This is a genomic window from Prosthecobacter algae (assembly GCF_039542385.1).
Lineage (GTDB): Bacteria > Verrucomicrobiota > Verrucomicrobiia > Verrucomicrobiales > Verrucomicrobiaceae > Prosthecobacter > Prosthecobacter algae.
Map to the genome: position 1 here is coordinate 70,953 of NZ_BAABIA010000007.1, position 20,007 is coordinate 90,959.

At 59.8% G+C, this 20,007-nt stretch carries 18 protein-coding genes; 9 read left to right on the forward strand and 9 right to left on the reverse strand.

Annotation, left to right across the window (positions count from 1 at the left end; translation table 11 throughout):
- Window positions 1-4 precede the first annotated feature (4 nt).
- The 5 genes from ABEB25_RS16760 to wecB all read right to left on the reverse strand — a co-directional run bounded on the left by ABEB25_RS16760 (window position 5) and on the right by wecB (window position 5,952).
- Entirely contained in the window at window positions 5-1,612 is a 1,608-nt protein-coding gene (locus tag ABEB25_RS16760) for a S1 family peptidase (protein WP_345737579.1), read from the reverse strand.
- A gap of 117 nt (window positions 1,613-1,729) precedes the next feature.
- Window positions 1,730-3,037: an FAD-dependent oxidoreductase gene (locus tag ABEB25_RS16765; protein WP_345737580.1), complete on the reverse strand. Its 1,308-nt coding sequence runs from the start codon at window positions 3,035-3,037 to the stop codon at window positions 1,730-1,732.
- 16 nt (window positions 3,038-3,053) lie between these two features.
- Window positions 3,054-3,839 (reverse strand): glycosyltransferase family 2 protein, encoded by a 786-nt coding sequence (locus ABEB25_RS16770; RefSeq protein ID WP_345737581.1) that lies wholly within the window; start codon window positions 3,837-3,839, stop codon window positions 3,054-3,056.
- On the reverse strand, window positions 3,836-4,819 hold the full coding sequence (locus tag ABEB25_RS16775; RefSeq protein WP_345737582.1) for a polysaccharide deacetylase family protein: 984 nt from the start codon (window positions 4,817-4,819) through the stop codon (window positions 3,836-3,838). Before ABEB25_RS16775 ends, ABEB25_RS16770 begins: the two co-directional genes overlap by 4 nt.
- Window positions 4,820-4,830: 11 nt before the next feature.
- A complete protein-coding gene (gene wecB / locus ABEB25_RS16780) occupies window positions 4,831-5,952 on the reverse strand; it encodes a non-hydrolyzing UDP-N-acetylglucosamine 2-epimerase (protein ID WP_345737583.1) in 1,122 nt (373 codons plus the stop codon).
- Between the two features lie 179 nt (window positions 5,953-6,131).
- Here wecB and ABEB25_RS16785 point away from each other — a divergent pair, with 179 nt between their 5' ends.
- Window positions 6,132-6,857: a YebC/PmpR family DNA-binding transcriptional regulator gene (locus tag ABEB25_RS16785; RefSeq protein ID WP_345737584.1), complete on the forward strand. Its 726-nt coding sequence runs from the start codon at window positions 6,132-6,134 to the stop codon at window positions 6,855-6,857.
- A 15-nt stretch (window positions 6,858-6,872) separates the two neighbouring features.
- On the opposite strand, the gene ABEB25_RS16790 is transcribed toward ABEB25_RS16785, so the two are convergent.
- The gene (locus ABEB25_RS16790) at window positions 6,873-8,888 is read right to left on the reverse strand and encodes an ATP-dependent helicase (RefSeq protein WP_345737585.1); all 2,016 of its coding nucleotides are present in this window, start codon (window positions 8,886-8,888) and stop codon (window positions 6,873-6,875) included.
- 548 nt (window positions 8,889-9,436) lie between these two features.
- On the opposite strand from ABEB25_RS16790, the gene ABEB25_RS16795 reads away from it, so the two are divergent.
- Window positions 9,437-10,756, forward strand: coding sequence for a WD40 repeat domain-containing protein (locus ABEB25_RS16795; RefSeq protein ID WP_345737586.1), 1,320 nt, complete (start codon window positions 9,437-9,439; stop codon window positions 10,754-10,756).
- A 222-nt stretch (window positions 10,757-10,978) separates the two neighbouring features.
- Here the strand turns inward: ABEB25_RS16795 and ABEB25_RS16800 are convergent, their stop codons facing one another.
- The 3 genes from ABEB25_RS16800 to aat all read right to left on the reverse strand — a co-directional run bounded on the left by ABEB25_RS16800 (window position 10,979) and on the right by aat (window position 14,156).
- The gene (locus ABEB25_RS16800) at window positions 10,979-11,572 is read right to left on the reverse strand and encodes a sugar O-acetyltransferase (RefSeq protein WP_345737587.1); all 594 of its coding nucleotides are present in this window, start codon (window positions 11,570-11,572) and stop codon (window positions 10,979-10,981) included.
- Between the two features lie 371 nt (window positions 11,573-11,943).
- Window positions 11,944-13,452 (reverse strand): CbiX/SirB N-terminal domain-containing protein, encoded by a 1,509-nt coding sequence (locus ABEB25_RS16805; RefSeq protein ID WP_345737588.1) that lies wholly within the window; start codon window positions 13,450-13,452, stop codon window positions 11,944-11,946.
- 101 nt (window positions 13,453-13,553) lie between these two features.
- Window positions 13,554-14,156, reverse strand: a complete 603-nt coding sequence (gene aat / locus ABEB25_RS16810) for a leucyl/phenylalanyl-tRNA--protein transferase (RefSeq protein ID WP_345737589.1) — start codon at window positions 14,154-14,156, stop codon at window positions 13,554-13,556.
- A 199-nt stretch (window positions 14,157-14,355) separates the two neighbouring features.
- Between aat and ABEB25_RS16815 the strand changes: the two genes are divergently transcribed.
- The 7 genes from ABEB25_RS16815 to ABEB25_RS16845 all read left to right on the forward strand — a co-directional run bounded on the left by ABEB25_RS16815 (window position 14,356) and on the right by ABEB25_RS16845 (window position 19,997).
- On the forward strand, window positions 14,356-14,958 hold the full coding sequence (locus ABEB25_RS16815; protein ID WP_345737590.1) for a flavin reductase family protein: 603 nt from the start codon (window positions 14,356-14,358) through the stop codon (window positions 14,956-14,958).
- Between the two features lie 112 nt (window positions 14,959-15,070).
- Window positions 15,071-15,373 carry a hypothetical protein gene (locus tag ABEB25_RS16820; RefSeq protein WP_345737591.1) on the forward strand — a complete coding sequence of 101 codons (303 nt, stop codon included), beginning with the start codon at window positions 15,071-15,073 and terminating at the stop codon, window positions 15,371-15,373.
- 60 nt (window positions 15,374-15,433) lie between these two features.
- Entirely contained in the window at window positions 15,434-16,387 is a 954-nt protein-coding gene (locus tag ABEB25_RS16825) for a peptidylprolyl isomerase (RefSeq protein ID WP_345737592.1), read from the forward strand.
- A 54-nt stretch (window positions 16,388-16,441) separates the two neighbouring features.
- Complete coding sequence (locus ABEB25_RS16830) at window positions 16,442-17,413, forward strand: KpsF/GutQ family sugar-phosphate isomerase (RefSeq protein ID WP_345737593.1); 972 nt, start codon at window positions 16,442-16,444, stop codon at window positions 17,411-17,413.
- Between the two features lie 64 nt (window positions 17,414-17,477).
- Entirely contained in the window at window positions 17,478-17,774 is a 297-nt protein-coding gene (locus tag ABEB25_RS16835) for a hypothetical protein (RefSeq protein WP_345737594.1), read from the forward strand.
- A 22-nt stretch (window positions 17,775-17,796) separates the two neighbouring features.
- Complete coding sequence (locus ABEB25_RS16840; RefSeq protein ID WP_345737595.1) at window positions 17,797-19,056, forward strand: CNNM domain-containing protein; 1,260 nt, start codon at window positions 17,797-17,799, stop codon at window positions 19,054-19,056.
- On the forward strand, window positions 19,053-19,997 hold the full coding sequence (locus ABEB25_RS16845) for a CNNM domain-containing protein (RefSeq protein ID WP_345737596.1): 945 nt from the start codon (window positions 19,053-19,055) through the stop codon (window positions 19,995-19,997). Before ABEB25_RS16840 ends, ABEB25_RS16845 begins: the two co-directional genes overlap by 4 nt.
- Window positions 19,998-20,007 lie beyond the last annotated feature (10 nt).

Below are 20,007 nucleotides of genomic sequence, written 5' to 3' on the forward strand. Positions count from 1 at the left end.
AGACTTAGCCTTTCTTGGAGGAAACCATGATCAGATACGTGGCTTTCACCACGGCAGCCTGGGCATCACTGGATTCCAAGCTCTCCACCGTTTTGATCTCGGGCCGTGTCTTGATCAGCTTCCTCAGCATTGAGCTCTTCGTCGCAAAGTTCACATTTTGGGGCACCGCATTGTTTTGCACACCGCTGGCGAGAGTCGAAATGGTGCTCGCCACCACGCCGAGGACCGTTCCATCTTCCGCACAGACGGGTCCACCAGAGTTTCCTGGCTGAATGGGGATGCTGAACTGAAAGGCCCCCTTTTCATTGTAGATGCCCCCGTCCAATCCGGAGACGCTTCCTTGGGTGTACTTCGGCTTTGCCCCCAACTGGTCTAACAACGGAAACCCGATCGTAAAGAGCTGCTGTCCCAGCGATTCCGGCTCCTTATCAGATACTGGCAGAGGCTGGGTCTCGGCATCAACCTTCAGAATCGCCAGATCGTTGCGCCGATCCCTGGCTACCACTTTGGCTGAGATCGGCTTTTTGCCGACATAAACTTGAATGTCCGTCGCGTCGTCCACCACATGGTAGGCTGTGGCAATGTAGCCGTCCTCGGAGATGGCAAAACCAGTGCCGTTGCCGACAAGCACTCCGCCGGTGCCTGAGGCCACGACTTGCTCCCCTTGCGATGAAACCAGTTGTCCCACGCCGTGCTTCGCTACAAAATTCAGACTCGTATTGCGGTCCGTATGGAAGGCTTCAACGGTCAAGCGGTCTCCATCGGTGGTGTTGAATTCATACTTCCCCATGTTGTAGATGGTTCCTTCCCACACCCGCTTGCTGTCATTCACTGTCGAAGTTCCATAAATGGGCAGGCCAAAAACCATCAACTGATCAAGCTCCCCCACGATCACTGTTTTGCTGACATTGCGCTTTTCATAGATCACGGCGGGTCCCGAAAGCGGAGAGCCTGGACGCGAAGTGATCTGCTCTTCCTCCACTGTGCGCAACAGGGATCCAGAACACATCCAGCCTTTGCCCACGTTCTGAATCAACACCAACCGTACGCGCGAAGAGATAGCATCCACGATGCTTGCCGCATTGCTCATTTTTTGCCGCATCTCCTGCGATTCGGCCTGGGCCGCTTCCTGAGCACGTTCGTATTCGGCAGCCGCCATAGGATCATAACCCAGAGCAGTTTTGTACTTTTCAGGGAGATCGAGAAACCGGATTCGAATGATGCCGGAGGCCGCCATCAGTTTCAACCCATTCGGTTCAATGGCTGTGATCTCCGACGTCTTAAACTCGCGCCCATCTTTGGTGGTGAAAGTGGGAAACTGATCTGCAAAAAGCCTCATTTTGGCCTGCATTTCCACCTTCGCATCCATGGTGGCATCCTCGGGCGGAGGCGTAAGCTCATGAGCTTGGAAGAACTCCGCCGGCACCATTTTTTTCGGAATGCTCGAAATGCCATCCGAGTGGCTGATTTTGATCTTGTCAGCTTCTTCCTTGAGTACTCGAACCCCCTTGAAAGTGCGACCATCCGAAGTCACCAAGTCTTCCCCCAAGGATAGCCCTGTCAAAACCAAGAGATTCAGGCATAGAAAGGCAAAAGAAAGGGCGGTTCTCATAGTTAAAAAAGAAGAAGACGGTTACGGCCCTGACACAGGGAGGCACCCGTCATTCACTTAATCCCTGAGTCATAAGAAAATCAAATCAAGCCTCTCCATTTTTTATCCCCCTCAGCATCAACTCATTTGCCCAACAGTCTTTTCTGCCTGGATGACACTGCCATTCCAGGAGGTGACCACGGGGTACACCTGAGCGGTGGTGGCCAGGGAGACTTTTCCTGGGATCAGGGTTTCCGGCGGCCTCTTGCGGCCGAAGCCACGGGTGTAAATGGGCTCTACAAAGGGGGCACGGAAGATGTAGTCAGCCTCTAGGTCCTCATCTCTCAGGTCGGGGAAAAGTTTTTGCAGCGCGCTGAACCAGGAGCGTTTGATCTCATCCTCCGGCTGGGTGAAGCGAGGATCGGTGCGATGCACGTACTTGGTCAGGTAAACCACATGCCTTCCCTGCCCGCGATCCGCCTCATCCGTAAGGGTAGAGGTTTCCACCACGCCATCAAAGGGATGGCAGGGCTCCGGTGTGGCTAACCAATAATGCTTCGTCAGAGGTCGCTTGAGGAACAGCACGTGGTTGATCACGCCCTGAAAATCAATATCCCAGGAGGGCACCGCTGCGCGGCTTTTGAAGGCCGCCGTGGCGGTTTTGGCCAGCGTTGGCCAGGGCAAGGTGATCAGCAATTCATCCGCGCGCAGTTCTCCGGCAGCGGTCTGCACCACGGGATGGCCGTCGGCATCGAGATCAATGGACTCGATCTTCTCATTCATCCGCAGGGTGACGCCCAGTTCCCCCAGGCGTCTCGCGAAGGTCTCCGTGATGCGTTTGTAACCACCCCGGATATACCCCTTCACCTCACCTTTGCTCTCGCCCTTTTCGCGATTGAACCGGGTCCAGAACCATAGGGCCGGAACGTCGTGATAACGGTCGCCAAACTTGGCCTCCAGCATGGGCTTCCAGAATGTGGCAAAGGCACGTTTGCCAGAGAGCCCCTGCAGCCATTGCGAGGTCGTGATGTCATCCAGCCCCTTGGCGGAGCACACGCGGCCCCAGGCCCCAGTGATGCCGACACGGATCCGGTCCGCAAACGGCAGCGGGGAGAAGCGCAGCAGGTCCACCGGTGTGTTCAGCGGGTAGATGCGCCCGGCATTCGCATACGCAAAGGAACTGGGCCGCCAGTAAATCTCAGGGGTCAATCCCAGGTGCTCCAGCACCCCCAGGAGGGGACCGTCGCTGGGCAGCATGCAGTGGTAAAATTTTTCGAAGGTGCGCCCATCATGCTCAAAGAAGGTGCCGAGACCTCCCAGTTGATCCGAGCCTTCCAGGAGCGTGACCGCACGCCCCTGCTCCGCGAGTTTCAAGGCGCAGACGAGGCCGCTGATGCCGCCCCCGAGAATGAGAACGGAACGTGGGGCAGGTTGGGCAGCATCCATAGGGCAGGCTCTTCAGTTACGCCTTGGCTTGCTGAGCAACCAGACCTGCAGCATCCGGTCGTTTGGACCGGTAGCGGTTCACCACAGCTAGGTAGCGCTTCAGCGTTTTCCAGATGCGCAGCTTGCTGACGCCAGCCTTCAGGTCATAGCGCAGGGTGTAGGGAATCTCGGCAGCTTTGGTGCCGATGCTGCGGAGCTTCAGCAGCACCTCCAGCATGCAGACAAAGCCGCTTTCTTCCACCAGCTTGTCCTCCCCGTAGGTCTGCGCCATGCGCTGGAGCAGACTGCTGTCATAGGCCCGGAAACCGGTGGAATAATCGCGCACGCCCCGGAAAGGAACGATGGTTTTCATCAGCAAAAAGCAGCCGAGGCTCAGCAACTTGCGGAAGGCGGAAAGCCCCACAATGACGCTGCCCGGCTGGTAGCGGGAGGCGATGACCAACTGCACATCGTCCTCTTCCAGCCGCTTCACCATGTCCATCACGTAGATCGGGTCATGGGTGTTGTCGGAATCCATGACGACAACCACATCTGCCACTTTCATGGCGCTGGACAAACCTGTCTGAATGCCCATGCCAAGCCCTTTGTTGACGCCATGCTGGATCAGAGTCAGCGGCATCACCTTGGCGGCCTCCGTGGCGATTTCGGCGGTGCGATCTTTGGACCCATCATCCACGACGATGACCTGATAACTGAAGGGCTGGGCCGTGAGTGTTTCCTGAATCCTCGCCAGCAGTGCAGGTAGGTCTTTCTCCTCATTGAAGGCCGGCAGGACAACGGCGACGGATTCGATGCGTTTCATGATCTTGTTAATTCGGGATTCAGCGCGGGCTTCGCGGCCCTCGACAGGTCTGGTTTTACGGGTGCTATCAAATCACCCGCAATCTGCCCCATGGTGGCCGTGCCCCAATGGCTGCGAAGACTGCTGAGCGTGTGCCGGACGAGTTCGATCTTCTTTTCCGCAGGCACCCGCATGGCGGGGAAAAAGCTCATGGCGGGAACATCGGTGCCATCCAGAAAATCTGTGGGATGAAGCAGCAGGGATGGAGCAACTTTGGTTAGGCGGCAAACCATCATGGCCATGTCCCAATAAGCCCTCGCGAGTGGCAAGGAATACTGCGCGAGGAAAAGCAGGTAGCTGAGATGAATGGGCGTGCGCAGCAGCGGCATCGTCGTCACCGGCATTTCCAGCAGCCCCGGCTGGATCTGGTAAGGAGCCAAGGGTGAGAAGGCGCTGGAGAAGCTGCCGTAGAGTCCTTTCCGCTTCGCCTTTTCCTCGTCCGAGAGCTTCGACGTCATGAAAAAGTAGGTCCTAGCCACCGGGCCCATCACCGTTGGGAAAAGGCTGGCGTCATAGACATAACCGCGCCGGATCAGGAGATCCCGCACCGCCGGTGAGGTGCTGAAGCCTGGGCCGCGAAAGCCCTGGGGCCGCTGGCCTGTGGCTTCCAGAATCGCCGCTTCAGCCTGCTCGAAATCTGCCTGCAATTCCTCATCGCTGTATAGGTGCAGCCAGGGCTCATGCATGTGGCTGTGATTGGCGATTTCGTGCCCGGCTTCCGCTAGGCTGCGCAGGGCAGCGTGGTTCTTTTCCAAAGAGGCATCCTTGCCCACCACAAACACGGTGATGCGCAGGCCGGCACGCTTCATCGTATCGAGAATGCGAGGCGTGACCAAGTCCAGGTAGCTGGGAAAGTCCTGCCAACCGTCAAGCCCCTGGGTCTTTACATAAGCCCATTGGTTATCGAGGTCGAGAGAGACGCTGGCGGGGAGACGGTTCAAAAGCACAGAAGTTAAGATTGCAGAAGGCGGCTGATGATTCGTTCGGAGGCGCGTCCATCCCCAAAAACTTTTTCGGCCTTGGCGGCGTGGTCAAACCAGGCTGCATCTGCCACCGCGCCGCTGAGCAGGCTTTCCAGATCGCTAGCCTGCTCTCCCACGAGACGGGCCACTCCCACGTCCACGCCTTCCGGGCGTTCGGTGTTTTCACGCAGCACCAGGATGGGCTTGCCCAGAGAGGCCGCCTCTTCCTGAATGCCGCCTGAGTCACTGACAATCAGCCAGGCGTCCGACAGCAAATGGACAAAGTCGGCATAACCCATGGGGGTGGTGATGATGATCTGATCGCAGCCGCCCAACTCCTGTGCAGCGGCTTCTTTTACGGCCGGATTCGGGTGCACGGGAAAGACCACACAAAGCTCCGGATGCGCCTCAGCAAAACGGCGCAGCAGGCGAAGGTGAGTGCGCATGGTATCGCCGAAGTTCTCACGGCGATGAGTCGTGAGCAGGACGACTTTGCGACCGTCGATTTTTTCCCGCAGGGCGGCGATTTCGGCTCCCGGACTGGCTTTGGCCAGGGTGTGATGGAGGGCATCCACCACGGTGTTGCCGGTGACGATGATCTGGGAATCGGGGATTCCTTCGGCCAGCAGAGCGGCTCGGTTCCGCTGGGTGGCGGCAAAGTGAAGGGTGGCGATCTGGGAAACCAGACGTCGGTTCATCTCCTCGGGAAAGGGGCTCAGGGGATTGCCCGAACGCAAGCCCGCCTCGATGTGCCCCACCGGGATCTTTCGGTGAAACGCCGCCTGCGCGCCACCGAGGGCCGTGGCGGTATCTCCCTGCACCAAAACGTAGTCGGGCTGCACCTGCTCCAGCACCGGATCCAGACGGTCAATCACCCGGGAAAGCAGGCGATTGAGAGGCTGCCCGGCCACCATGGCCTCGAGATCATGAGCCGGATGGACATCGAAAAGGTCAAAGAGAGGGGTCAAAAGATCCGCATGCTGGCCGCTGTTGACCAAAATGGCCTCTGCGCCCTGGCGGCGGGCCTCCAAAATCAAAGGAGCGACCTTGATCATCTCCGGGCGGGTGCCGAGGACAAAAAGGAGGCGTTTCTTTGTGGAAGTTCCGTTCATTGTGGAAATTTTAACATTCATGATCATTTAAGCAATAATTTCTATAAAGCTGCGTGAGAATTTCTAAACTCTCATGATTCCTTCATGTTCGCCGGGGTGGTAGCGTCCCGCAAGTTGATCAGCCTTGCATTCTCCTGCGCCCTGCCTTTGCATGCAGATTCATAATTTATTACTGACTCATGGGTGCACAATGGAAACAGAAGTGGCGGGAACTGGCCGCCGATCAGAAGGGCAAAATCGTCGGCAAGCTGACGCGGGAAATCCAAGTGGCGGCACGCCTCGGCGGCCCGGATCCGGATCTGAACGCACGCCTGTATGCGGCCATAATGGCGGCACGCAAGCAGAGCGTGACTCGTGACTCCATCGAGCGAGCTGTCGCCAAAGGTGCCGGGATCGGCGGCGAGCAGGTGAACTACCAGACGGTGATCTTTGAGGGTTTTGCCCCGCACCGTGTGCCGGTGATGGTGGAGTGCCTGACGGACAACAACAACCGCACGTCCTCTGAAGTGCGCGTGCTGTTCAAGGCAGGCAGCATGGGCACACCGGGATCGGTGGCGTGGATGTTTGAGCATTGCGGTCTCATTGAAGGCCAGCACACGGACAAGTCCCTGGACATCGAAGTGGCCGCCCTGGAGGCGGAGGCTGACAATGTGGAGCCACTGGACCTGGATGAAGAGGAAGCCGCTGGCCACATCGGGGCCCGCTTCTTCTGCGCCACCACTTCCCTGGATACGGTGACCAAGGCGCTGAAAGCCGCCGGCTGGCAGATCACCACCTCGGAGCTTCACTACCATCCCAAGGACTACCCTGCCCTCTCGGAAGAGCAACATGAAGCCGTGGCCAGCTTCCTGCAGGGGCTGGACGGTCATGCGGATGTGCATCGGGTGTATGCGGCACTGAAGTAGTGGCCAGAACGGGCCTCACTCTTGATTGAGCATGGCCTTGAGGCCAGCAAACATGTTGGTGGTCTCTTCCACGGAAGGGGCCTCTTTCATGTGCTTGGTGTAATCCATCTCGTCCACATAGGTGCGGTCGAGTTCATCCAGGAAAGGGCTGGGCAGCTCGGCCTGGCGGTGGCCCCACTTAGTACGGTAGCGCACGTAACTGATGGTTAGGCGCTGACGAGCACGGGTGATGCCGACGTAGAACAAACGGCGCTCTTCATCCACTCGGTTTTCATCGTAGCTGCGCTTGTGCGGAAGGATGCCTTTTTCCAGACCGGGCAGGTAAACGATGGGGAACTCGAGCCCCTTGCTAGCGTGCAGGGTGATGAGGCAGACGCCCTTTTTCTTTTCGATGTCGTCCTTGTCCTCGCGCTCATCATTGAGACAGACCTCATCGAGGAAGCCGCCGAGGCCATCCTTGCGGTTGCGCTCCTGGTAGTTGCTGAGCTGGGTGAGGAAAAGGGACAAGCCGTGCTCCCAGGCGTGGAATTCCTCGGGCTTTTTCGAGAGCTTCTGGAGGTACTCCATGTATTCGACTTCCTTCAGCAAGGCCTCAGTCATGGTGACGAGATCGGTGCCCTGCGTGCCGGAAGTCGCGGCGGAGGCGGCGTATTTGGAAATGATTCCGGTGAACTGGCGCACGGCGGCGCGGGACTTTTCCGGGATCTGGCGCAGGAAATCGGGATCGCACAGGGCGACCCAGATGCTGAACTGCTTTTCCATGCTGTGATCGCGAGCAAGCTCTGCCGTGGTGCCGCCGATGCCGCGCGGGGGCGTATTCAGAATGCGCAGCAGGGAGATGTCATCGTGCGGATTGTGCAGCACGGTGAGGTAGCTGAGGGTGTCCTTGATTTCGCGGCGGTCAAAGAAGCTGCGGGCACCGACAACGCGGTAAGGGATTTTGCGGGCACGAAAGGCCTGCTCCAGCATACGGCTCTGTTCATTGGTGCGGAAGAGGACGGCGAAGGATTCCCAGGGTTCCTTGTTCGAGAAGTAGGCGGTCTCCACTTCTTTGGAGATCATCTCGGCCTCTTCGACATCTTCCTCGGTCGCAATGAGGCGCACGAGGTCATTGCCGACATTGCGGCTCCAGAGCGTTTTCACGCGGCGGCCGATGTTGTTCGTGATGAGGCTATTCGCCGTGTGAAGGATGGGCGTGGTGGAGCGGTAGTTCTCCTCCAGCTTCACCACGGTGGGGTTCGGGAAGAAGTTTTCGAACTCGGTGATGTTGGTGATTTCGGCCCCGCGCCAGCCATAGATGGACTGATCGTCATCGCCCACCACGCAGACATTGTAAGGCGGGGGGGTGAGGGCGCGGAGGAGGCGCATCTGCAGGGAGTTTGTGTCCTGGAACTCATCCACCATGATGTACTTGTGACGCTGGTGGAGGATCTCGCGGACACTGGCGGTGTCTTCGAGAAGCTTCACCCCGAGGCAGAGAAGGTCATCGAAATCCATGGCATTCAGCGCACGCATTTCATCGGCATACTTTTCGGCCACAGCCGGGATGAGATCCTTGGTCGGGTCGCCCAGGTCTTCGTTGTTGTTCTTGGCCTTGCTGATGCGGCCCAGGGCGACCTGGGGATCCATGTTCTCCTCCTTGATGAGCAGGCCCTTGAGCACGCGCTTCATGAGGCTGATCTGGTCGTTCTGAGAGTAGATGACGAAGTTTTTCTTGTAGCCGACGTGCTCGGCAAATTCGCGCAGCAGCTTGGCGCAAAAGGCGTGGAAGGTGCCCAGGACGACTTTTTTCCCGGCGGAGCCGCGGACCATGTCCTTCACACGCTCGCGCATTTCGGCGGCGGCCTTGTTGGTGAAGGTGACGGAGAGGATATTTTCCGGCTTGATGCCCTCATTGACCATGTGGGCGATGCGGGCTGTCACCACGCGGGTCTTGCCCGTCCCGGCCCCGGCCAGGATGAGGAGAGGTCCGTGAATGTGCGTGGCGGCCTGCCGCTGCTGGGGGTTGAGAGTGCCTGTGAATCCGCTCATGAAAAGTGTCTGGGTGGATTTGGACGGGGAGACTGGGGATGCAAGCGGGTTTCGGAAAAGGTTCGGGGGGGTGGGGGGAGTTCTGGTCAGTGTGAGGGGCGAAGGAGAAATTTTCCCCATTTGGGGATTTTTGAGCTTAACCCCTTGATGATCAATGGATTGAGATGGGGATTTCTTGGGGATATAAATCCCCATCGGGGGATTTTGGGGAGGATTTGGGGAGAGCTGGGGAAATGGCCGATGGGTGCTACAAAATGGGAGCTTTCGGAGGCATGGCGCGACGATTTGAGAGGAATATCCGGGCGGGTAAACGGCGGTGCAAGGCGGGATGAGCGGTTTGGAGCTAAGTCGAGAATTTTGTGGGTATGCTCGGCCTGGCTGAGGCGAAGAGAACGGTGAGAGGCGACGGAAAATAGCTTTCCATGAGAGGGGAGGATCCGCAGCGACAAGGCCAGGACTCACTGAGGGATCGCTAGGTGAATTTTTAGGCATAAGCTTGCCTCAGCGGAGCTTAACGGTTTTAATCGGGTCCTCAGGTTTCCTTTGTTATGAAAACGCCTTCTTTTTTCCATGTTTGCCAGGCAAGTTTGCTTTTGGGACTGTTTACCTGGCTGGGACACGCGGGAGCGGCGGAAGACCAGCGATTGGCGGATCTGCGAGGTGTGAGGCAGGCCCGATTCAATGAGGATGGCAGCCGGGTGCTGGTGCGGATGAGCAAGAGAGAGCTGGGTCTGTGGGATGTGGAATCAGGGCGCGCGGTTAAAGGTGATCTCGAACAAGTGTCCATGAAACTGCCCTATTTTGTGGAAGAGACCGGGAGACGTTTTGTAGCGAGTGTCGGAGAGGGGACGGCGCGTGTGTTTGACATGACCACGGGGATGGCGATTTCTCCCCCCATCGCCATTGAGTTACTGGAAACTGGGAGAGGCTCCCCTGCGTTTTCACCGGATCTTTCCCAGGTTCTGCTGTTTGATCAAAAACAGCAGGCGCAGATCTTTGAGGTGAAAAGCGGCCAACGAATCGCCCAACTGACGCTGGAAAAGCCCAATGAGGATTTTGATGTATCCGGTTTGGCAGCCAAGTTCGCCAAAGACGGACCCGTCTGTTTTATCATTACTCATCAGGGTGTGCTGAGGCGATATGACACAACGACATGGAAACTGGCGGGTGAGCCTATGACACATCCGAACCGGGAGGGATGGCACTTCAGTTTTAATCTTTCTGAAGATGGCCAGCATGTGGTGACGTGCGATGGTCCCGGTGAAAATGGACCGAAAGGTTACCTGCAACTCTGGGACACGCAGACCAGCCGCCCCCTAGGCCAAGCCCTGGAGGCCACCAATGGAGTGAGCGGTCGCTTTCTCCCAGGAGGCAAGCGGCTGGTGGTGAGTCGAGCGCGTGGCAGGGCTGGGGTGCATGAAGTGCCTTCATTGAAACGGCTCTTTGACCTGCCAGAGCATGACGATGTGGAAGGACCGATGGTGAAGGCAACACCCGATGGAAAGGGCATCTTCACTTGGGGTTATTCCGAGAGCGTCATCTTCAGTGATGCGACCACGGGCAAGCACTTGGGGTCATCCTCTAACCGTGCATTGCTGAAAGACGTGCTGGTGACCCCAGATTCCAAGGAGGCCTTTCTGGTCTATAACAACACGGCGTTCCTGCTTCAGCAGCACTATGATCAGTATGTCGTCCAAGTGAGCCTGCCGGACTTCAAAGTAAAAAACAGCCTCCGCATTCTGGGGTACCTGACCAGTGTGGACCTCTCCCCTGAGGGATCGAGGCTCATGGTCATCGAAGGACTCACCGGTAAGGAGCAGGTGCGGCTTTTTGATGCGGCGACTTTGAAAGAGACGGGGGTGAAGTGAGCCCGGTGGTGGCTAACAAACGATGCAATCATACGGACTGCAGCTTTTTTATTATGCTTCAGTGCGCCAGGAGTGAACTTGAAGAATCGAGACGAGGCGTGATGGTTCAGATTAAAGCCGCTTCCTGATCCTCTCTAGCCCTGCCCTTTGCCAGCATCGGTGGTTAAAGTTAGCGGCCGTTTCTTTCTTCCCTTACCTGGAATCAGTTCCAGGAAGACCTCATCATGCAGGCTGAAATCCGGTCCGGTCGGCCTCGGTGATGGAGCGGATGACGCGGCAGGGCACGCCGGCGGCGATGACCTGGGGTGGGATGTCGCGGGTGACGACGCTGCCGGCACCGATGATGCTACCTTCGCCGATGGTGACGCCGGGGGTGATGTGGACACCGCCCCCGATCCAGACATTGTCGCCGATTTTGACGGGTTTGGCGAAGCAGCCGCCAGCGATGCGCTCCTGGGGATCGAAGGCGTGATTGGAGGTGTAAATGCTGACGCGGGGGCCGAGGAGGACGTTGTGGCCGATGTCCACAGATGCGCCATCGAGGATGATGCAGTCGAAGTTGGCGTAGAAGCGGTTGCCAAGGGTGATGTTGAAGCCGAATTCGCAGCGGAAGTGGGGCTCGAAATGGACGCTGTGGCCGACGCTTTTGAGAAACTCGCGAAGGAGAGCTTCGCGCTGCGCGGGTGGCTGGCCGAAGCTGGCATTGTAGGCCGTGGTGGCGAAGACGGCGCACTCGCGAGCCTGGATGAGCTCGGGCGTGAGGTCATTGTACATGGCTCCGGTGAGGATGTGCTGGCGCTGGTCTTCGAGGGTCATGGGCGTGAGGGCTGGAAGGAGTTCGCATGCGGGACCGGGGATGGATGCCGGGCCGAGCCTTCCAAATGTGACATTCTTATGGTTAGGCGTGGAGAGGGGCTGTGGAGGCTTGAGGGTGATGTCACGTTAAAGAGGCGGGGCTTGGCAAGCCCCGCTCCTTGGGGCGTAGGGAGGCTCGGTCGTGAGCGAGCCGACGGAAGGAGTGGGACGCTACGCGTCCGGTGATTTAGGACGCGGAGAGGTGCGAAGCCGCGAAGCGAATCTCCGCGCTCCTCTCTGGGCCGGTGGTCGTTGGAGATGGGAGAGCATTTCGAAAGCGCCAGAGGACTGGCGCAGTCCAGGACGCTTTGCGGTGGCGGTGACGCTACTGCTTAACTGGCCGTCTGTTTGGCCTTGGCATCGTTGTTTTCGCGGGAAACCTTGCGGGCGACGGAGACGATGTGGTTGCAGGCCTCCATGCACAGGAGCGGCACGCAGCGACCCGCGGCCATTCCAGGAACGAGACCCGCATCCGCGCCCAGTTTGACGACGGCAGGGCCGCCGAGGGGCTGTGCTGAATCGAGACCAAACACAATACGCCGGAGGCACTTTGCCTCTACCTGACAAGTGCTACCGATGATCTCTCCCGCCTGGGCATCGGTGATACCATTGGCAAAGCGGTACATGCCGGTCTGCCGACCCAGGAGGCTGCGCAGCGGCACTGGAACCAAGGTGCCAGCGGCCTGCGCGAGAGCCATGCCCAAAGCAGCCGGATAGAAGAACTCCAGCGCGAGCAGCAGCTCCTCCACATCCGCTACCTGTAGCGCCCAGCCGCGGCGGAGCGTCGCGGCGGTCTTGATGGGCCGGAAAGCGCCTGTCTCATCACAGCGTGCGATTTCCCGCGCCGCTGGCGCACCGACATGCTGGGTGAGTCCGTCCAAGGGCAGGTCTGCATCTGCGACGTGGCGCAGAAGGTAGCCCGGCCCTTCTGGAACAAAGAGCACCTGCCCCATGACATCGCGCCCTTCTGCCATCCAGCGCAGGAGCCCTTCCTTTAGCAGCGGGCGTGGTGCCGCCATAGCACTCGCCTGCACGCCATGCTTAGCATCAAAGTCATGGACCTGGTCCAAGATGACCTCCGCCATCAGCGGCTCAGTCCCGATGGCGCTGCTATAAAACAGATTCCGCCCATGCATGAGGATGGGGTTTTGCCGGAAGACCTCCATTTCGCTGAGGGCCTTGCCGGGTTCTTTCTCCATGCCCAGCAGCACGGGAATGTCCTGGAAACTGTGTAGACCATCGGCAATGAAAAACGGCACCACGACGACATTCGCAGCGGTGGTCATGGTTACCCAGTCTGAGACCAGCGGAGCCTCCTCCATGTAAGCATCGACGACCTCCGCAAAACCATAACCGCCGTCCCGGATCAGCCGCACCTGCTCCTGGATAGCCTTGGTGGAGTTGTCATTCAGATTGGTGCCGTGGCCGACGATGATGAGGCTGGTCTCCGCCCTGGGCACGCCGGGGGCCACTTCATCCGCACGCTGCAGCAGCAGGCGTGTCATGTTTGGGTGGATGCCCACGGGATCACAGTAATGGATCGTCTTTCCATCCCGCTGGGTCACGGGGCCGTCCAGGCGTAGTTCCCGGGGCAGGACCTGCTGGCAGAAGTAGCCCTCGCTGATGAAATTCGGCACGATGTAGATGACATCGCTGTCCACGGACTCGAACACCTCGCGCATGGTGGGCTCTTCCTTCCAGAAGCAGCAGACCACCTCCCGGAAGATGCCCCGGCGGCGGATCTCATCCGCATGGCGGTGCGTGGGCGCGCTGGAGTCTGGGTTCAGAGTGGAACCGTGGCCAACAATAATCAGGGCAGCGTGGGAGTAGGGAGAATTCAAAGCGGGATGATATACGACACCACAGAAAGCACAGACCCACCGATCTCACAGGAAAAAATCTTTTGGGTGTGGGGCTCCCTTTCTGCCCAAACTCTAACCTCTCACCGGAACACCATGTGCGCGCCGAGGGGGCGGTCATCGAAGGTGACGGGGAGGCGGATGGCGCGATGGAGGAGATCGAGATAATCGGCGCAGGGGATTTCGTAGCCGCCGAGGCTGGCGAGGTGATCGGTGGTCCACTGGGTGTCATGGACGATGAAGCCGCGCTCTTTCAGACGCCATTGCAGGTGGGTGAGGGCGACCTTTGAGGCTTGGGTCTCGCGGCTGAACATGCTTTCGCCAAAGAAGGCCCCGCCGATTGAGACGCCGTACACGCCACCCACAAGACGACTGCCGCGCCACACCTCTGCGCTGTGGGCAAAGCCGAGGCGGTGGAGCTCCTGGTAACTGTCCAAAATCGCGTCGGTGATCCAGGTTTCGGGTCGGTCGGCACAGCCGCGCATCACATCGCCGAAGGAGGTGTTCCACCGAACTTCAAAGGGGTGATCCCGCAGGTAGCGGGCAAAACGGCGTGGGACGTGAAAATCCGCGATGGGCAGGATGCCGCGATGCGGTGGCCGGAACCATGAGATGCGCCCGCCCTCATCCCCCATGGGGAAGGCACCTTCGCAGTAGGCGCTGAGGAGTTGGACAGGATCGAGCATGTGGCAGGGAGAACTTAGCGATAGGGAAGTGCGGCCCATTTGCAACCCGGTGTGCAGCAAATCCCGCGAGGCGAGTCCGCTGCCGCTTGCCATTAGGCTGCCGCCGCCGGTATGCTGCGAACAACGCTATCCTGTCCCCGGCCCGCCTTTTCTGAAAACCGGGTGCCGGACAGAGGACGTTCTGTTTGCACACACTTTTATGGAAATCGACCTCACCGGCCCTCTGCGGGAAGACGCCTATCTGATTCTCTCTGGACTCGTCACCCCACGCCCCATCGCCCTCACGACCACGGTGGATCTGGAAGGACGGGTGAATGCCGCCCCATTCAGTTTCTTCAACGTCCTGGGGGACAGCCCGCCCATCGTGGGGCTGTGCCCCGGCGACCGCGCCCCAGGCATCCCGAAGGACACGGCACGGAACATCCGCCTGACCCATGAATTCGTCATCAATCTGATTGATGAGCCCCTGGGCCTGCAGATGAACCACTGCGCAGCTGCTTTGCCTCCGGGGGAAAATGAGCTGCTTCACTCAGGGCTAACCCCGATAGCCTCCAGCGTCGTCAAACCACCGCGCATTGCCGAGGCTCCGGTCGCGCTGGAATGCCGTAGCCACAGCATCATCGAGATCGGCGACAACCGCCTGATCATCGGGGAGGTCCTGAGGGTTCATGTCCGCGATGGTATTTTCGACCCTGAGACCTGGCATGTGCAGCCGGGGACCTATCACCCTATCGGGCGGATGCAGGCACCGCACTGGTACTGCCGCACGACAGACATGTTTGAAATGAAACGGCCCCGGTAGATACCCTTTGCTACCCCCCACCCAAGCACGGGGGGCCTGATTCCGGGTTGCTTGTGTGCGGTGACGTGACTAGAATCAACGTTCAATTCCAAAAACTGTTCTGCCTTTCCTCATGAGACTTTCGTGCCTCCTCCTCGCTGCCAGCGCCGCCCTCACTCTCGCTTCCTGTGAAAGCACTGGCCGCGTGGATGCCAGCTACCCGACGGTGGCCGAGCTGGACCGCCTGGACACCCAGTGGGGCCTGCCGCCCCGTGCCTCCCGTGGCGCACCGAAGCGTTCGTACCAGTACAGTGCCCCAGCACCCACTTACAGTGCTCCGGCTTCCTCCGCCACCCCTTCCGCCCCTCCGCGTGAGGTGCTGAACACGCCGCCGCCGAATGCCGCCCCGGTGCCGCTGGACCCCGCCCTGCGCTAAGTCCCCTGGCCTTCTGGGCCGCCCATTGCCCCCTTGCTGAAAAAAATCGTCCCCTCCGCTGTGAAGCTTCTTTCCGCCCTTCTTCTGCTCGCCATCGGCCTCGGCCAACCTGTGTCTGCCCAGGAGGCTGCGCCCCCGCTGCCCACCACGACCCTACCGGCCACAGTGCAACCGCCGGGCGGCATTCCGAATCTGCCCGTCACACCCCTAGCGCCCATTGATAAGATGGCGGAGCAGGCCCAGCGCGAACTCTTTGAAGCTGCCGAGCGTGGCAATGCCACTGGGGCCAGCAGTGCCACCGCCATTCCTGGCGGACCTATTGTGACCACCACTGGCCGCAAGACCACCTTTGCCGCGCCGAAGGTGGAGGACCCGGCCGGATGGCCGAAAGATTCCCAGCGCAAGCTGGCCGTGATGGAAGTCAGCTTTGGCGGCACCATCGAAACCGTCATGTTTGAGCTTTACGCCAATGACGCTCCGATGACCGTCTCTAACTTCATGGACAACTGCGAGACGGGCTCTTACAACGGCCTTGCCTTTCACCGCGCCATCGAAAACTTCATTGTCCAGACGGGCGACCCTCTCACCTCCGACGAAGGTGCGCGCGACCGCTGGGGCACCGGCGGCGAGTCGAAGACCGTCCCAGCCGAAATCAAACGCACCCACCGCAAAGGTGCTGTGGCCATGGGCCGCCGCAGTGACAAGGTGAACCCCGGCCGCAAATCCAACGGTTACCAGTTCTACTTCTCCCTGGGCAACTACGGCTCCATGGATGGCAAGTACACCGTTTTCGGCCAGGTGGTCTCCGGCATCGAAACCCTCGAAAAAATCTCCAACATGCCCGTGGACGGCAATGACTGCCCCATCGCCCGCATCGAGATCAAGTCCATCAAGGTCATCGACCATAAAGGACCGCTCTACGCCACCCAGCAGGACACGGGCGACTCCCGCAAGTACTCCAAACCCGCCGCCGCCAAAGGCTTCTTCGAGCGGTTTATCGAGCGCGTCTGGTAAACGAAAGTGGGTCTTACTGCCGCCCGTCCCCTTTCCGGGAGAGTGGCCCCTCGCATGAACTTTCCCGAACAAGCACGCCGCGTCATCCGCCTCGAAATTGAGGAGCTGGAGCGGCTGCACCAGCGCATCGGCGAGGCCTTTACCCAGGCCATCCACCTCCTGCACGACTGCCTTACTGCACGCGGCAAGATCATCGTCTGCGGGGTCGGCAAAAGTGGCAATATCGGGCGCAAACTCGCCGCCACCCTGAACAGCACCGGGGCTACCACGGTGTGCCTAGATGTGGGTGATGCCTTGCATGGCGACCTGGGCGTCATTGATCCCGGCGATCTCGCCATCCTCCTCAGCTACAGCGGGGAGACCAGCGAGCTCATTGACCTGCTGCCGCACCTCAAACGCCAGGGACTGCCCCTCATCGGCATCACGGGTGTGGCCACTTCCACCCTCGCCCGCCAGGCCGATTGTGTACTGGATGTCGCTGTCACGCAGGAGGCCTGCCCACTGAATCTTGCTCCCACCGCCAGCACCACCACCATGCTCGTTCTGTGCGATGCGCTCGCCATGGTTTTGTTGGAGGCGCGCGGCTTTCGCCAGGAGGACTTTGCTCTCCTGCATCCCGGGGGTTCCCTCGGTCGTGCCCTCCTAACCCGCGTCTCCGATGTCATGCGTCAGGGCGACCAACTGGCGCTCATCACGCCGGAGACCACTGTTCAAGAGGCCCTGCATGCGATGACGCGCGCGCGCGCCGGTGCCGCCATCGTGCAGCACGGGGATGGCAGCCTCGCGGGTGTCTTCACCCATGGCGACTTCGTCCGCGCCTTCCAGACGGACCACGCCATCGCCGCCCACCCTGTCTCCCGTTACATGACGCCGCGCCCGGTGAGCATCCAGGCCGACAAACTGGCCGCCGAGGTCCTTTCCACCCTGCAGACTGCGAGGGTGGACGACATCGTGGTCATTGATGCCGCAGGCCGCCCTGTCGGCCTCGTGGACACCCAGGACCTCACCCGACTGCGCCTCGTCTGACCCAACCCTTTAAAGATCCACCTAACCATTAACAAAACAACAGAAGCCTAACCAAATCTCTAACATGACCGACACAGACGCCACTTCAATCGAAACCGAAGGCGAAGACACGCCTATCGAGCGCAACTTCGGCCCTCAGCCCCTTGACGCCATGCTGACCGAAAGTGGACTCGACAACCACGCCATCGTCGAGGCGAGCACCGCCCCCATCACGCACAAGGCGGTGCAGCGCGCTCGCAAAGGCCGCCGCCTCACCACCCGCATGCAGATGCGCATCGCCACGGCCCTGAACAAAGCCCTCACGATCAAAGGTAACCCGCCCGAGCGCGAACTGACCCGCAAAGACCTGTTTAACTACTGAGCTTAGTTCTCCCGCCCTGGCTGTGCCCATTCTTCCTGTCATCTCTTATCTGGCGCTGCTGCTGCTCCTGGCACTCATCTCCGCCACAGAGACCGCCATCCACATGGCGAGGGATCTCGATACGCAGGCCGGCATGGCACGCGCGGGCGTGGCACGGAAGTTGCGAAGGATTACTGCGAATCCTTTCGCCCAGTTGCACCGCACCCTGTTACTTTCCGCCACGCTCAACCTCGCCCTTGCGGCGCTGGGTTTGCATCTGGTATCAGGCCCCATGCGCACCCTGGGATGGAACCCTTGGCTTGCAGCCTCCCTGCTCTTTGTGGGCACCGTCCTGATCGGCGATGTGGTGCCGAAGTTTCTCGCGGCCCGTTCTCCCTCCGCCGTCCTGCTGGGCAGCCTGCGCCTGCTGAATCCGCTGCGCAGCATCCTGGACCCCATCTCAACAATGGCCGACCGCAGCACCGAGGCCCTCATCCGCCGATTCATCCCAAAGAAGGTGAAGCCCCGGCTGCCCATCACCCGGGATGAATTTGAGACCCTGGTGGAAATGCGCGAGGAGCAGGGCCAGATCGACGCCGCTGAGGCCGCGATGATCCGCGAAGCCCTCGAGATCGAAGGACTGACTGTGCGTGACTGCATGGTGCCCCGTGTGGACCTCACGCTGATGAGCGCCTTTGACAAGCCTGAGAAAACCACCTCCACGCTGGAGCAATCGGCCGGCCGTCACGTTGTGGTTTATGGAGAGACACCTGATGTGGTCGAAGGCGTGATCGACACTCTTGCCTGGCGCCTCGCTGGCCGCCCCGCCTGGGCCAACATGCTGCGCCCCGTGCAGTTCGTGCCTGAAACTATGCCCGTTCTGGATGCCCTGCATGAGCACCTGCAGACCAGCGCCCAACCTTTGCTCATTGTGGATGAATACGGCGGCCTGGAAGGCATGGTCAGCCAGGATGAAATCGCCGACTGGCTTCTTTATGAGGCCGCTCCCTGGCAGGGTGAAGGCGCTGAAATCCGCGATTTGGGCAATGGACGTTATCTTTTGGAAGGTGGTACCCGGCTGGATGACGTGACCTCTGCCCTGCACATCATGCTGCCCGACAGCGGGGGACTGGACACCATTGGCGGCCTGGTTTTCAACCTCCTGGGCCACTTGCCTAAAGCCGGTGAGCGGGTCCAGCTTGAAGACGCCGACCTCAAAGTACGCCGCGTTGTGCGGGCCCGCGTGCAGCAGGTGGAACTGCGGCTGAAGAAACCTCTGCTAGAAGATTTCGACAGCAAATGACCTGGGTTTTTCTGCTCATCCTGGCCCTCAGCCTTTCCTTTGCCCTTTCCGGGCTGGAGAGCGCCATTCTCGCCGTCAGCCGTGTGCGGGTGCGCCATGCTGCGGGTGCAGGCGACCGACGGGCGATGCGACTGCTGCCGCTGCTGGAGGATCGAGATGCTCTCCTGGGAGCCATCACGGTCACCAACCACATTACCAATCTCACGGCCTTCCTCATCCTCGCCTGGAAGCTCGTCCGCCTTTCCGGTCCCTGGGGTCACTTCCTCGCCTTCATCGTCGCGCTGCCCATTTTCCTGATCGTCCTTGAGGTGCTGCCCAAGAAACTCTTCCGCCGCTACCCCTTCCGCAGCATCCGCACCCTCACCCCGCTGGTCCTCAGCGTGGGTCTTTTCCGGCCGCTTTTCCGCTCCCTCTCCAGTGCCCCCGCTGCCGCCCAGGACATTCCAGACCAGTCCGCAGGCCGTGATGACCTGCATCACCAGGCCGATCTTTTGAGCCGTCAAAACCAGCTCAGCCCGGCCGCTGCGCGCCTCATCCACAGCGCCCTTCGCTACCGTCAGCTCCGCACCTCGGCCATCATGCGCCCCCTGACACGCAGCATCGCGCTTTCTGGCGATCTGCCACTGGAAACGGCCCTCATCATGGCGCGGGAGAACGCCGCCACCACCCTCCCTGTCATCGGGGACAAGGGCCAGTTCGTCGGTGTGCTTGATCTGGCCACCCTTCCCTCTTACTGCCCGCCGGACCGCCTTGTGCGCCACCACATGCGCACGCTGGATGCCGTCCACGCGAATGACAGTGCACTCCTGACTCTCCAGCGCATGCGCAAACGCGCCCGCACGCTCGTTCTTGTTCTCAACGAGCAGAACGAACCTATCGGCCTCGCCAGTGAGGAGGACCTGCTTCACCGGCTGATGGGGACGCGGGAGCAAGGGGTGTAGGAGAGGAGGT

Coding starts and splice junctions, on each gene's coding strand:
- ABEB25_RS16785 (WP_345737584.1), top strand. CDS start 6,132: ATGGGTGCACAATGGAAACAGAAGTGGCGGGAACTGGCCGCCGATCAG.
- ABEB25_RS16795 (WP_345737586.1), top strand. CDS start 9,437: ATGAAAACGCCTTCTTTTTTCCATGTTTGCCAGGCAAGTTTGCTTTTG.
- aat (WP_345737589.1), bottom strand. CDS start 14,156: ATGCTCGATCCTGTCCAACTCCTCAGCGCCTACTGCGAAGGTGCCTTC.
- ABEB25_RS16770 (WP_345737581.1), bottom strand. CDS start 3,839: ATGAAACGCATCGAATCCGTCGCCGTTGTCCTGCCGGCCTTCAATGAG.
- ABEB25_RS16845 (WP_345737596.1), top strand. CDS start 19,053: ATGACCTGGGTTTTTCTGCTCATCCTGGCCCTCAGCCTTTCCTTTGCC.
- ABEB25_RS16760 (WP_345737579.1), bottom strand. CDS start 1,612: ATGAGAACCGCCCTTTCTTTTGCCTTTCTATGCCTGAATCTCTTGGTT.
- ABEB25_RS16815 (WP_345737590.1), top strand. CDS start 14,356: ATGGAAATCGACCTCACCGGCCCTCTGCGGGAAGACGCCTATCTGATT.
- ABEB25_RS16835 (WP_345737594.1), top strand. CDS start 17,478: ATGACCGACACAGACGCCACTTCAATCGAAACCGAAGGCGAAGACACG.
- ABEB25_RS16820 (WP_345737591.1), top strand. CDS start 15,071: ATGAGACTTTCGTGCCTCCTCCTCGCTGCCAGCGCCGCCCTCACTCTC.
- ABEB25_RS16790 (WP_345737585.1), bottom strand. CDS start 8,888: ATGAGCGGATTCACAGGCACTCTCAACCCCCAGCAGCGGCAGGCCGCC.
- ABEB25_RS16765 (WP_345737580.1), bottom strand. CDS start 3,037: ATGGATGCTGCCCAACCTGCCCCACGTTCCGTTCTCATTCTCGGGGGC.
- wecB (WP_345737583.1), bottom strand. CDS start 5,952: ATGAACGGAACTTCCACAAAGAAACGCCTCCTTTTTGTCCTCGGCACC.
- ABEB25_RS16830 (WP_345737593.1), top strand. CDS start 16,442: ATGAACTTTCCCGAACAAGCACGCCGCGTCATCCGCCTCGAAATTGAG.
- ABEB25_RS16800 (WP_345737587.1), bottom strand. CDS start 11,572: ATGACCCTCGAAGACCAGCGCCAGCACATCCTCACCGGAGCCATGTAC.